Genomic DNA, 13,378 nt, shown 5'->3' with positions numbered 1-13,378 from the left:
TTATACGATAAAGATAATTTAAAAAATACAAAAATCTTAAAGAAAGATAAAATAAAGAAAAATAGAATAGGCGAACTTTATTCGGCTCTTTCGCATGGAGCGGGAGCTTTGCTTGCGATTGCGGGCTTCGTTCTTATGCTTGTTAAGGTTCATAATAAAAGCGATGTTATTCCCGTGATAATTTACGGAGTTGGAATAATTCTTCTCTATACTTTTAGCTCTTTATATCATTTTCTTCCAAACGGAAAAGCTAAAAATATTTTTCGTAAATTCGACCATATAAGCATATATATTTTTATAGCGGCGACTTATACTCCTTTATGCGTTTTTTCGCTTCCAAGAAATATCGGGCTTTTGATTTTGGCGGTTATTTGGACTTGCGCGATTTTGGGCGTTATATCTAATACTATTCTTATTTATAAAAGTCCGATACTCACAATAATTTTATATATTTCAATGGGATGGATTATAGCGTTTGCGTTCAAGCCTTTGCTTCAAGAATTTGAAATATTAAAATTGAATTGGCTAATCTGGGGCGGAATATTTTATACGATAGGGGCTTTTTTATATGCGTTGGGAAAAAAATTTAACGACAGAACGAAACAATTTACTCATGATATTTTTCATATATTCGTTTTAATGGGTTCGTTTTCGCATTATTGGTTTTTATATCAATATGTTATAGCGTGAATTTATTTATTTAAAAATTCAATAAATTTTACAATGACGATATTTTTTACTGTCATTCGCCGAGACTACTGTCCGCCTTTGGCGAGGCGTCCCGCATTCTGTGGGCTTTAGCCTAGGAAACGAGGGCTTTAGCCCGCGACAAAGTCGGCGCTAAAGCGGACAGCGTCCAGATGCCAAGTAATCCAAAATTAATAAAATTTTATTTTTAAATTTAACTTTATTAATAGTAGATTGCCACGCTATCGCTCGCAATGACATATTATAAAATCTCGCAATGACTGAATTATTGAAAATACTCTCAATGACAGTATTTGGATTATTCATAATTTTATAACTTTTATAAAATTATCTATTTTTTTTTTTTTTTTTGATAAAATATTAACTTACACTTGACTTTTTATAAAAAATGTATTATACTATATTTAGAAATTAAAAATAAAGGAGTAATTTTATGATTACTAAAAAGAAAATTTTAAGTTTAATAGCGCTTGCTATTATTACGGTTATAGTTTCGGTAGCTTGTTCTAGTCCTACCGATGTTGAAAACATGGCTGTGACGGAAGCGGGACCAACGCCTCCACCAGAATTTCCTGAAGATAATACGGATAATAAATTGAGCATTGATACAAATCAAGGTTTAATTCAATTCAAAGATTTATATTTCAAATCTGGAGCTTATTATTCTATATACGATACAGTAAAGAAAATATATTTTTATGCGGATGTAAGAGTTGATGAAAATTCAAAGCCTTATTTAAGAGTAATAACGATAGACGAGAACGGAGTAGTTGTGGAAGACGAAGGCAAATTTTACGATAACGCTAACGGAACAGGAGCGGTTTATAATTTGGAAGCGACTCGATACCAAAGCAATAACAGAAATACAGCGACTGTTACTTTTACCGAAGACGGTTATTTGATAATAAAATTTAGTAATTATGGAGCGGATATTACATATTCTTTAACTGACAAATCTGATGGACTTATACCTGAAATGTGGTGGGGAAAATATTACGATTTAAGCCGCGCTCCAATAGCAATAGTTACAGCTAATTCTATAAGTTTATATGGTAGTGATGGAGGAAGTTTTTTATATACTGTTGAAGTATACGATAGTAAAACTACATATCTTGGAAACAATACTTGGCATTATTATTATGATGCCCATAATAATGGTAATGATAGCACTATAAAATTTAAACTAAATGAGAATAGACAAAGAGTATTGCTTGAAAATCCATTAGGCATTGAATATACTTTTGTTCATGAAGATGATATAAATAAATAATTTATTGAATTAAATTTTTAAAGGAATGCGTAGAAATACGCGTTCCTTTTTTATTTATAAAAAATTAAAAATATTAAAAATTTTACTTGCATTTTTTTATATTTAATTTATAATATTTCAATATTCTTTATTACTTATTATTCTTTATAGGAGTTTTCTATGGATATTATTTCAAATATCGTTGCAAAAATCAACGGTTTCTTATGGGATTACGCGCTATTATTCTTATTATGCGGAACGGGAATCTATTTTACGATAAGATTGAAATTCGTTCAAATCGTAAAATTCAAAGACGGATGGGATAGAACTTTCGGAGCTTTTTCTTTAAGCGGAAAAGAAGCGGGCAAAGAGGGTATGAGTTCTTTTCAATCTCTCGCGACCGCTGTGGCGGCTCAAGTAGGAACGGGCAATTTGGCGGGAGCGGCGACTGCTTTAATGGCTGGAGGACCTGGCGCTATATTCTGGATGTGGATGTCGGCGTTTTTCGGTATGGCTACAATATTTGTCGAAGCGTCTTTAGGGCAAAAATATAAAACGACTACTAAAGACGGACATGCGATAGGCGGACCAGTTTATTATATAAAAGCGGCGTTCAACGGAGTAGTCGGTAAATTTTTAGCGGGTTTATTTGCAATATTTATAATACTCGCTTTGGGTTTTATGGGAAATATGGTTCAGTCGAATTCTATCAGCGGGGCTTTCGTTAATGCTTTCCCTCAAATTAAACCTATATATATTGGAATCGTTTGCGCTTTAATAGCGGCGTTTATATTTATAGGCGGATTAAAAAGAATCGCGTCATTTGCGGAAAAAACAGTTCCTTTAATGGCTTTATTCTATATAATCGGTTCAATAATAATTCTCATAATGAATATTAAAAATCTTCCAAGTTCTATAGCTTTAATATTCACTTCTGCTTTTAATCCTCAAGCGGTTATAGGCGGAGGATTGGGAATAGGAATTCAGCAGGCAATGAGATTCGGAGTAGCGAGAGGACTATTCTCAAACGAAGCGGGTATGGGTTCTACGCCTCATGCTCATGCTTTGGCTCAAGTTAAACATCCTTGCGAACAGGGAGTAGTCGCTATGATAGGAGTATTTTTCGACACTTTTATCGTGGTTACTTTAACCGCGTTGGTTATATTGTCTTCAGATATATTGCAAACTAAAGTATATCCGTTGGATTCCGCAAGTCTTATTCCAGAAGCTTTAAAAGGAGTAGGATTGCCTCAAGCCGCTTTTAGCAACGGATTCGGATTCTTCGGAGTAATATTTGTAGCCGTTTGCTTATTTTTCTTCGCTTTTACAACGATAATAGGCTGGTATTTCTTTGGCGAACAAAATGTTAAATATTTATTTGGAACAAAAGCCGCAAAAGTTTATGCCGTGATAGTCGTGGGTTTTATACTTTTAGGCTCGGCTTTGAAAGTTGATTTGGTTTGGGCTTTATCCGACTGTTTCAACGGTTTAATGGTTATACCGAACCTTTTGGGAATACTCGCGTTAAGCGGAGTAGTCGGCGGATTATTTAAAGAATATAATAATAAATAATCGGTTTATTGATTAAAATAGTTTTAAAACCTCATGTAAAAGCATGAGGTTCTTTTTTATTGTTGCTAACCCAAACGAAGTAATCTATCCAAAAGAAGTTTTATTATATTTGGATTGCTTCATTACATTCGCAATGACAATGTTATTTTATAGTCATTACGAGGTTTTGTCGCCGTAGGCGTGCCTTTGGCAAAAAACCAGTGACAAAATCGGACAGCGTCAAATAATCTATTTTGTTTGGATTGCCATGCTCCTTACAGTCGCTCGCAATGACGGTTTAGTAAAAATATGCAATGACAAACTTTAAAGGCATTCAATGACAGTAAAATTAGAGTTGCAAGGAGAAAATTTAGTAAAATAATGACTAAATTATGTTAACTTTATTAATAAATTCGCTTGTATTATTCATAACTTTATTACTTTTTGTAAAATTTTTATTTTTTTTTGCAGAAATAGAATTTTTTACTTGACTTTTCTTAATAAATTTATTATCTTATATACAGAAGAAATAAGTTTTTTTCAATTATATTAAAAAAGTAATTTTTTTAAGGAAGGAGGATAAAATGAGAAAAGCGATTTATTTATTTGTAGTTATCTTAATAGCGGCTGCGATTGGAGTAGTTTCCTGCGCCGACAGAGATAATAATTCGTCTCAAACGGGACTGCTCGACCAAAGCGGGAATTTGATTACGAACACTTTAATCAAAACTAACAACTTGCGCGTTACGGGCGATATTCCAGAATGGGCTACAAATCTAAATGTCGATTATATCATTATAACCAACGTTTATGATACCGAAATCAAATATGAGGATGATGTTTATGTTCCAAACTTGCCTGATAAGCCTTCGGATTATTACCAAATTTATGTGCCTTTTGCAGGTTTTGGTGAAGGAATTTATACGGTAAGCTATAAAGATACAAATAAATTAAAAGAGTTATGGTTCAACCAAATTCAAAGGAAAGGCGAGAGCGATGGAAAAGTATTCGCAATTAGAAATAAAAATAATAACAGAAATGAAAGTAGTTTCCAAGATAGACATGTGGATGGAAAATACAGCGCTCAGGATTATTATTATTTTAATGAAAACGGCGATATAGTTTGGAAAGAAAATAATGAGATAATAAAGAAATTTATGGGAGCGATTATAACGGAATATAGAGATGTTGAAAAAGAATTTACCAAAGCCTATGGCAAAGAATTGACCCATATTATTAAAAAATATACATGGAAACAAAAAGGCATTTTTACCGTTGGAGGAGTTTACGCTAACGCTCTATCGACCGAAATGGCAAGAATGACTTATCTTGGACGAAGACAGGGACAAGATATTTACGCAAAGGGAGACGACCCGTTCAAAGAAGGAGTATTCGAGTTCGTGGCTTATCGGTATGCTGTAGATACCTATTTCAACGAATTCTCTGGTTATGTTGATTATAATTTATGCGAAAGGCAGTATATTCGACCGGGCTTTGTAGAAGTTTTAGTATTGAATCCTTACGATAATTTGGGATACAGTTACGGAGCGGGCATTCATTCTTATTACGCTTATTTTGGAGTGTTTAATCAGTGGCAAGGTTATTTTAATTCTCAAAATGTTCCTTATATGACTAATCACAATATATATTTGGCTAACAGACCAGAACGCACGACTCCGCTGCTCACTCATTCGGCGGCGTTTACGGATGCTAAGAGAGGATGGTGTTTCTTGGCATTGCCTGGGCATAAGAATTAATAGATAATTAGAAAAGCGTTTGAATGGAGAAGGCTAAAATAGTCTTCTCCTTTATTTTATTTCATTTTATTTTACGAAACTTTTTATTTATTTGTTATTGCAAACACTTTTAATAATTCCGTCATTGCGAGCGACTGGGCTACTGCCCGCTTTTAGAGAGTGAAGGTGTGGCAATGCCTTTAATAGAATTAAATTTTAAAATTAAATTCCATTCTAATTGGATTACTTCGGTTTTTTGCCAAAGGCACGCCTACGGCGACAAAACCTCGTAATGACGAAAAATGCATGTCATTGCGAGCTTTCATAAGAAAGCGTGGCAATCCACACAATCAAAATAATCCGCTATTAATAAAATTAAATTTTTTTTGTTTTATAGTAATTAAACTATTGACAAATATATTACTTAATGTTAGAATAAGCAAACAATATATTTGTATAATTTAATTAACAGGAGTATATCATGAAACTAACAGAGTTAGAAATTGAAGAAGGTTTCGTAGTCGATGAAGTCGCTACGGAAGGAGAGATTAGGCAGAGGATAATTGAAATGGGTTTTACGCCTGGGGCTAAAGGATGGATTGTCAGAAAAGCTCCACTCGGGGACCCAATCGAAGTTCATATAATGGATTATGAAATATCTTTAAGAAATTCCGAAGCCAAAGGAATTGAAGTTTCAAAATCGGAAGTGGAAATAAAAAAAGATAGAATTTTAAAATCTTCCGATACGAAAAAAGAAAAACAGGAAATAGATTTTAATCTAATCGAAAACAGAGAAGACATTCATAAAAAAACTAAAGTTCCTTCAAATAACACAAAATTAAAAGTGGCAATAGCTGGTAATCCGAATTGCGGAAAAACTACAATATTCAACGCTCTTACGGGAGCGAATTATAAAGTGGCAAATTATCCGGGTGTTACAGTTGAAAGAAGAGAAAAAGATATGGTTTACAACGGCTATACTTACGATTTGATTGACTTGCCAGGAGTTTATAGTTTAAGCGCTTACTCTCAAGATGAAGTTGTTGCATGCGATGTTTTATTAAACGAAAAGCCAGATTTTATAATCGATGTTATAGATGCAACAAATTTGGAAAGAAATCTTTATTTGACTTTGCAATTAATTGAACTAGGAATTCCCGTAGTTTGCGTTCTTAATATGTATGAATTCGCTGAAAAGGACGGAATCAAAATAAATGAAAAATCTCTTACCGAACTTTTGAAACTGCCCGTTCTAAAAATTTACGGAAGCAAATACGAAAGCGTTTTACTCATTTTGGATAAAATTGAAGCGATGTATAAATCTGGAGACAAATTGAATAAAGACGCGGCGATGCAATACGGAGAGACGGTAGAGAAATCGATTAAAACGATAACCGACAGTATGCAAGGAGATATAAGCGATTTGCATAAAAGATGGCTTGCGATTAAAACTTTGGAAAAAGACGAAAGAGCGATTCATTCGATAAGAAGAGAATGTTCAAACGGCGGAGAGGTTATAGAAACCGTTAATAAAGAAATAATAAAATTGGAATCTTCCGAAAATGCAAAATCCGATTCTATTATGGCTGATAAAAGATATTCTTATATTAGAGGAGCTTTGCAGGAAGCAGTTCAAAAAGAAAATATAAGAGCGTTCAATTTTACCGAAGCTGCGGATGTCGTATTCTTAAATAAATGGCTCGGAATTCCAATATTTTTAGCGGTTATATGGCTGATATTTTACGCCACATTTACTCTCGGCGCTTATCCTCAAGAATGGATAGAAAACGGACTCGGTTTATTATCCGATTTTGTAGGCGGATTATTGCCAGAAGGAAGTTTAATTCAATCTTTAGTCGTTGACGGAGTTATAGGCGGAGTTGGAGCGATTTTGTCTTTCTTTCCGTTAGTTCTTATATTATTCGTTGGAATTTCATTTTTGGAAGACTGCGGTTATATGGCGAGAGCGGCTTTCTTAATGGATAAAGTGATGCATAGATTAGGTTTGCATGGACAATCTTTTATTCCTCTTTTCTTGGGATTCGGCTGCAGTATTCCAGCGACTATGGCGGCAAGAACTTTAAGAAATAAAAAAGACAGAATAGTTACAGTTTTGATAACGACATTCATGAGCTGCGGTGCGAGAGTTCCAGTATATGTTTTATTTACGGCGGCTTTCTTCCCAGATAACGCTCCAACGGTTATGTTTAGCATTTATATAATCGGAGTTTTAATAGGCTTTATCGTGGCGTTTGTATTGAGAAAAGCTTTATTCAAAGGAGAAGAAACTCCTTTCGTTATGGAACTTCCTCCTTATAGAGTGCCAAGACCGAAAGCGATTTTAAGACATATGTTCGACAGAGGATGGATGTATATAAAGAAAGCGGGAACTTATGTATTTGCTGCATCCGTAATAGTTTGGGCGCTTATGACTTTCCCTCAATACGAGCCAAGCGAACAGGAAGAAATTTCATTTAGAGAGCAAGCCGTAGCGATGGCGACTGAAGAAGGTTTGGATATTGAAGACGAAGAAGTTATTGATATTGAATACGAAAAACTTGTGTCTGCCGCGACTTTAGAAAGAACTTACGGAGGACAAATAGGAAAATTTATAGAACCTATAATAAAACCTTTGGGATTCGACTGGAGAATTGGAATAGCTTTGGTTGCTGGCGGAGCTGCTAAAGAAGTTCTAGTTTCAACGATAGCGCAAATCAAGGCAATAGAATTTGACGAAGAAGATTCATCAGGTTTGGAAGAATCGCTTAAAAACGACCCCGTATTTAAAAATTGGGTTGTGGTTTACGGTTTAATGTTATTCGTTCTGTTATATTTTCCTTGTTTTGCCGCAATCGGAGTTATGGGAGCGGAGATTGGAAATAAATGGATACCGTTTATTGTAGTATATACTCTCGCTGTTGCTTGGATTGTAAGCTTTATATTCTATCAAGTGGCGGGAAGAATAACGGGGATTATATAAATTAAAATTGCCAAATAAAATAATATAAAATATTTAAAGCTCAAGTTTCATACTTGGGCTTTTTTATTTATAATAAATGCCGTATATAAAAATTTATAATTGATATTAATATTTGTTTGTTATATACTTTATATATAATTTTAATTGGTTAATATAAATATGCATAAATATATAATATCAATAATTTTATTATGTTCAAATTTATTATTTGGAGATTTAGAAGTTAATTTTATAGGACAATACGGATTTAATTTTATTTTCCCTTCCGTAGATGTTAAAGATAATTATAAAAATAGCGTTTATAATAGCATTAAAGGAGGATTGGGAGCGGATGCTTCTGTGTTTTTTCAAGTCGGAAATTATTTTAAATTATTTAAAAATCCAAACGATTTAATTAAAGGAGCGAGTTTATTTTTTGATTTTGGATACAGTTTGCATGGCGGAATGAACGACTATAAAGACCCTGCCACGAATAAAAGAAGCAGAGAATTAATATTTTATCATTCCATAGCGCTGGGAATTGGCGGAAAATTAAATTTTAGTAAAATATCGTTAGGATTAGGAACGGGAATACTTGCTCCGTTATACGCTCAAATGGGTTCAAGCGAATATTACGGAACTATAATAACTCCAGATTTAAACGGATGGAAAGCTTCCGATATGCGAAATTTATTTAAAGCTCCGATAATGCCTTATATAAAACTTACTATCGAAGGTTATTACTATCTTGTAGAAGGTATAGACGCTGCAATTTTAATGGGCGGTTATGTTATGTATAATTTTGGTATGCAATATAAAACGGATGTTATAAATCAGAATATAGGCGCTTCGGTATTTAATAAATATAATTTTTCGGCTTTAAGTTTTGGAATTCTTTTAGGCGTGTCTTTAGGAAGAACGGACGGAACTTATTGACTTTTTTATTATATTTAATTTAATTCTTTTTAATAATCAATTTAATCAATAAACGATAACGATTTGATATTTATTAATTTTTATATAAAATATAAACTTAATTTTAAATTAGATTTTTAAAAATATTTTAGATTTTATTTTTTTATTTTAAATAAAGGTTTAATATGTCTTTTTCTTTTAAGGTTTTAAAATCGTCTTCTTCCTCTTATGCGAGATTAGGAAAAATAGAAATTAACGGAATCGAAATCGACACTCCCGTTTTTATGCCCGTTGGAACTAAAGCTACAGTAAAGGCGCTAACTCCCGTCATGATAGAAGAAACGGAAAGTAAAATAATACTTGCAAATACTTATCATTTGGTTCTTAAACCGAGTTTGGAAGTTATAAAAAAATTCGGCGGAGTTAAAAAATTCATGGGCTGGAAAGGAGCTATGCTAACCGATTCTGGCGGCTTTCAAGTATTTTCTTTGGCAAAACTCAGAAAAATAAACGATAACGGCGTGGAATTCAATTCTCATATAGACGGAACTAAATATTTATTCACTCCAAAAACCGTAATGGAAGCGGAGCATATAATTGGAGCGGATTTTATGATGTGCCTTGACGAATGCTCGAAGCATGACGCCGATTATAAATATGTTAAAGAAGCGATGGAGCGAACTCATAAATGGGCAAAAGAATGCAAAGATTTTCATGATAACTCTCCAAATAGCGAACGGCAATATTTAGGCGGAATAATTCAAGGAGGAATGTTTGACGATTTGCGGAAGATAAGCGCGGAAACTTTAACTTTAATGAATTTTCCTTTCTATGCAATCGGCGGGCTTTCGGTTGGGGAGACTCCAGAAAAGATGCATGAAGTTCTTTCAAAAGTTATGACTTACACGAATAAAGAAAAACCGAGATATTTGATGGGCGTAAGCGAACCGAGAGATATATTAAATTCGGTTATGGAAGGAATTGATATGTTCGACTGCGTTATGCCGACTCGGAACGCAAGAAACGGAGAGGCTTTTACGATGGACGGAATAATAAGAATAAGGAATTCAAAATATAGAATGGACGAAACGGTTTTGGAAGAGGCATGCGACTGTTATACTTGTAAAAATTTTTCTAAAGCGTATTTGAATCATTTGGATAAAACTCATGAAATACTTTTTTCAATTTTGATGACTATTCATAATATTAGATTCATGCAAAGGTTTATGAATGATTTAAGAGTTTCTATAGAAAAGGACAATTTTTCCGACTATAGAAATAATATGATGAAAAAATTTTATGAGTAAAATTTTATTTAAGAAAAATGTTTTAAAATATTAGATAGTTTAAAAATTTAAGAGTTTTATATGAATATAAATAATGAAGAAAAAAAAGATTTATTTGAACTTGCGGAAACTTGCATAAAAGAAAATAAATTTGAAGACGCTAAAAATTATTATAAACTCATATTGGACAGCGAACCCGAAAATTTGGAAGCTTTATATATGTCGGGTTTTTTATGCATGAAAAATAATTTATATAAAAACGCTTTGGAATATTTTAATAAATTTATAAATCTTAAAAACGATAATCCTTTCGTTTACGAATATATGGGAATGATGGACGAAGCGAACAGAACGGAATATTTTAATAAGGCGATTGAAATTAACGACAATACAAAAATAATGAAAAAAGATTATTCAAGATATATTTATATCGCTTTCAAATCTTATGAATTCGGAGAATACGATATTTCTTTAAATTATAGCAATTATATTTATAATGTCAGACAAATGAACGGAATCGCTAATTTGCTCGGATGCATTTATTATAGAAAAGGCGATTACGACAGAGCGCTTTCTTTATTCCATGATTTGAATTTTATTTACGAAAAAAACAATGTTTATATTTTATGCAATATATCTTCATGCTATCGAAAAAAAAAGAGCAATAACATGGCGATTAGATATTTGGAAAAAGCAAAAGAAATAGACGATGGCAACAAATTAATTTATTATAATATAGGCTCGATTTATTTCGATATGGGAAATAAAAAATCGGCTTTAGAAAATATAGACAAAGCTTTATCGATAGACGAAAATTATGAAGAGGCGATTAAACTTAAAGAATATATAAATAATTTGGATTAATTTTTTTCTTTTTTATTTTCATTTGTCGCTGGTTCGTAAAAATATAAAGCAAGTATGGTTTGTATAGGAAACATTATAATCGCTTCTACAAACATGCTCGCCCTTCTAATAGTCAATACGATATCGTTTTTCATTATAAATATATTTAACACATAAAGTATTTTCGATGCGGCAAAACATAAAAATAATAATATTATCAAAAAATATTGAATGGAATTTGCGGCGGGAAGAATATTTATATATTTCGGCGTTTCGTTATTGTTAACATTTTTTATAAAGATAAAAATTGCTGCTAAATAAATAAAGGCAAAAATAATATCCAAAACGATTGTCACTATTTCGGCGTTTTTGCGAGAAATTTCGGGATATAAAGCGGCTCCGCAGGAATTACATTTTGTAGCGTATTTATCGTTTACGGATTTGCATGATTTACATTTAATAGTTTTCGCCATATAAAAATCTCCAAATTATTGATTGAGTAATAATATTTTAAATTACAAAATTGTCAACCATAATATAATCTAATAATAAAACGAATAAAATCACATAGTGAAAGATTCGCCCAAATAAACTTTACGAGCAAGCGGGTTGTTTACAATATCTTCTGGCGTTCCTTGAACCAGTATTTTTCCGTTTCCCATTATATAAGCTCTGTCGGTTATTCTCAAAGTTTCCCTAACATTATGGTCCGTTATTAGAATTCCCAAACCTTTAGCTTTCAAAGACGCTATAATATTTTGTATGTCGAGAACGGCTATTGGGTCGACTCCAGCAAAAGGTTCGTCAAGTAAAATGAATTTCGGATTTACCGTTAATGCCCGCGCTATTTCGCATCGCCTTCTCTCGCCTCCCGAAAGAGTATAGCCTTTTTGTTTTCGCACATGATTAATATTAAATTCCGATAAAAGCTGGTCGGTAATATACATTCTCTCTTTTGAATTTAATTTTTCGTTATATTCCAAAATGGAAAGCAAATTATCTTCTACGGAAAGTTTTCTAAAAATAGACGCTTCCTGCGGCAAATATCCTATTCCAAGCTGCGCTCTTTTATACATATGCAAATCGGTTATTTCAATATCGTTCAAAAAAACATTTCCTTTTGTCGCCGTTACGAATCCTACGGTAATATAAAAACTCGTGGTTTTTCCCGCTCCGTTCGGTCCCAAAAGTCCGACAACTTCGCCCTGTTTTACACTGTAAGAAATATCTTCAATGATTTTTCTTTTTCCGTAAAATTTAGTGAGACTAACCGCTCGTATTTCGGACGGATTTTCTTTATTATTGTCAAAAAAATTTTTAACGGTTTCTGAAATTTCTTCTAGATTCTTGTTTTTATCTTTTTTCTTAAAAAATAGCATATTTACAAATCTACAAAATCTAATAAAAATAATTAAGAAATAGTATAACTTAAATTTAAATAAATTGATAGTTAATAAATAAAAATTATAAGATAAAATTTATAAAACGACTTATATATTTTTATCTCTCAATTTATTAATCATTTCTATAGTTTCAATATCTATTTTAGTATTTCTGTTTTTCAAATCGTTTATTATAATATTTATATCCGAGTCGTTCATATTCTGCCCAAATTTTGCCTTTGCTGTCATATTATAAATTTTTATAACTCCGACAAAAGTGTGAATTTCAGAACCTTTAAATTGTCCTTTATCCATCGACATATTTATATTTTCTGGTTCGTATTTTTTTACAAGCTCACATAAAATTTTTTTCTTTTTTTCAAAATCGTTTACCGTTTCAAATTTTCCTTCGATAAAAATAGAAAAGAAAAACTGTGTTGGCGTCATCTTTCCGTTAAGAAAACTCGAAGGAATATAAGAATAAACTTTGGAAGCGGTAAAAGAAACTTCGGGATTGTTTTTTAGTATTTCATGCTTTCTTCCTGCCATTGCTCCGTGAAAATATATTTCGTTATCTTTGTAGCAAAAACTTATTGGAACGGCATAAGGAATTTTATCTGGAATAGCCATTACTCCGAATTCGATTTTATTAAGCATAATTTCAATTTCTTTTCTGTCTTCAAAAATAAAATCTTTTCTTCTCATTTTTTGTAGCTCCAAATTATATTTATAAATTAGAAATTATAAAT

11 protein-coding genes are annotated in these 13,378 nt (G+C 32.3%); 8 read left to right on the top strand and 3 right to left on the bottom strand.

What is annotated here, in order from left to right; all coding sequences use genetic code 11:
* The first annotated feature begins 33 nt into the window (after positions 1–33).
* The 8 genes from trhA to ACR0QS_RS05385 all read left to right on the top strand — a co-directional run bounded on the left by trhA (position 34) and on the right by ACR0QS_RS05385 (position 11,268).
* A complete protein-coding gene (gene trhA, locus ACR0QS_RS05420) occupies positions 34–690 on the top strand; it encodes a PAQR family membrane homeostasis protein TrhA (protein ID WP_432632428.1) in 657 nt (218 codons plus the stop codon).
* Positions 691–1,141: 451 nt separating this feature from the next.
* Positions 1,142–1,978 (top strand): hypothetical protein, encoded by an 837-nt coding sequence (locus ACR0QS_RS05415; RefSeq protein ID WP_432632427.1) that lies wholly within the window; start codon positions 1,142–1,144, stop codon positions 1,976–1,978.
* 159 nt (positions 1,979–2,137) lie between these two features.
* Entirely contained in the window at positions 2,138–3,529 is a 1,392-nt protein-coding gene (locus ACR0QS_RS05410) for an alanine/glycine:cation symporter family protein (RefSeq protein ID WP_432632426.1), read from the top strand.
* A 563-nt stretch (positions 3,530–4,092) separates the two neighbouring features.
* The gene (locus ACR0QS_RS05405) at positions 4,093–5,265 is read left to right on the top strand and encodes a hypothetical protein (RefSeq protein WP_432632425.1); all 1,173 of its coding nucleotides are present in this window, start codon (positions 4,093–4,095) and stop codon (positions 5,263–5,265) included.
* Between the two features lie 460 nt (positions 5,266–5,725).
* Entirely contained in the window at positions 5,726–8,224 is a 2,499-nt protein-coding gene (feoB, locus tag ACR0QS_RS05400; protein ID WP_432632424.1) for a ferrous iron transport protein B, read from the top strand.
* A gap of 159 nt (positions 8,225–8,383) precedes the next feature.
* A complete protein-coding gene (locus tag ACR0QS_RS05395) occupies positions 8,384–9,139 on the top strand; it encodes a hypothetical protein (RefSeq protein WP_432632423.1) in 756 nt (251 codons plus the stop codon).
* A gap of 164 nt (positions 9,140–9,303) precedes the next feature.
* Positions 9,304–10,425, top strand: coding sequence for a tRNA guanosine(34) transglycosylase Tgt (gene tgt, locus ACR0QS_RS05390; protein ID WP_432632422.1), 1,122 nt, complete (start codon positions 9,304–9,306; stop codon positions 10,423–10,425).
* 60 nt (positions 10,426–10,485) lie between these two features.
* On the top strand, positions 10,486–11,268 hold the full coding sequence (locus ACR0QS_RS05385) for a tetratricopeptide repeat protein (RefSeq protein ID WP_432632421.1): 783 nt from the start codon (positions 10,486–10,488) through the stop codon (positions 11,266–11,268).
* Here the strand turns inward: ACR0QS_RS05385 and ACR0QS_RS05380 are convergent.
* The 3 genes from ACR0QS_RS05380 to ACR0QS_RS05370 all read right to left on the bottom strand — a co-directional run bounded on the left by ACR0QS_RS05380 (position 11,265) and on the right by ACR0QS_RS05370 (position 13,334).
* Entirely contained in the window at positions 11,265–11,720 is a 456-nt protein-coding gene (locus tag ACR0QS_RS05380; protein WP_432632420.1) for a hypothetical protein, read from the bottom strand. The two genes, ACR0QS_RS05385 and ACR0QS_RS05380, sit on opposite strands and share 4 nt — an antisense overlap.
* Before the next feature lie 90 nt (positions 11,721–11,810).
* Entirely contained in the window at positions 11,811–12,626 is an 816-nt protein-coding gene (gene lptB, locus ACR0QS_RS05375; protein ID WP_432632419.1) for an LPS export ABC transporter ATP-binding protein, read from the bottom strand.
* A 111-nt stretch (positions 12,627–12,737) separates the two neighbouring features.
* The gene (locus ACR0QS_RS05370; RefSeq protein WP_432632418.1) at positions 12,738–13,334 is read right to left on the bottom strand and encodes a pyridoxamine 5'-phosphate oxidase family protein; all 597 of its coding nucleotides are present in this window, start codon (positions 13,332–13,334) and stop codon (positions 12,738–12,740) included.
* Between the last annotated feature and the right edge of the window lie 44 nt (positions 13,335–13,378).

Source organism: Brachyspira sp. (assembly GCF_050873525.1).
Taxonomy (GTDB): Bacteria; Spirochaetota; Brachyspiria; order Brachyspirales; family Brachyspiraceae; genus Brachyspira.
This window is presented reverse-complemented; position numbering and strand designations above follow the sequence as displayed.

Bases quoted from the DNA above. Each gene is read 5' to 3' on its own strand.
- feoB (WP_432632424.1), top strand. From the start codon at position 5,726: ATGAAACTAACAGAGTTAGAAATTGAAGAAGGTTTCGTAGTCGATGAA.
- ACR0QS_RS05385 (WP_432632421.1), top strand. From the start codon at position 10,486: ATGAATATAAATAATGAAGAAAAAAAAGATTTATTTGAACTTGCGGAA.
- ACR0QS_RS05410 (WP_432632426.1), top strand. From the start codon at position 2,138: ATGGATATTATTTCAAATATCGTTGCAAAAATCAACGGTTTCTTATGG.
- lptB (WP_432632419.1), bottom strand. From the start codon at position 12,626: ATGCTATTTTTTAAGAAAAAAGATAAAAACAAGAATCTAGAAGAAATT.
- ACR0QS_RS05370 (WP_432632418.1), bottom strand. From the start codon at position 13,334: ATGAGAAGAAAAGATTTTATTTTTGAAGACAGAAAAGAAATTGAAATT.
- ACR0QS_RS05415 (WP_432632427.1), top strand. From the start codon at position 1,142: ATGATTACTAAAAAGAAAATTTTAAGTTTAATAGCGCTTGCTATTATT.
- tgt (WP_432632422.1), top strand. From the start codon at position 9,304: ATGTCTTTTTCTTTTAAGGTTTTAAAATCGTCTTCTTCCTCTTATGCG.
- ACR0QS_RS05405 (WP_432632425.1), top strand. From the start codon at position 4,093: ATGAGAAAAGCGATTTATTTATTTGTAGTTATCTTAATAGCGGCTGCG.
- ACR0QS_RS05380 (WP_432632420.1), bottom strand. From the start codon at position 11,720: ATGGCGAAAACTATTAAATGTAAATCATGCAAATCCGTAAACGATAAA.
- ACR0QS_RS05395 (WP_432632423.1), top strand. From the start codon at position 8,384: ATGCATAAATATATAATATCAATAATTTTATTATGTTCAAATTTATTA.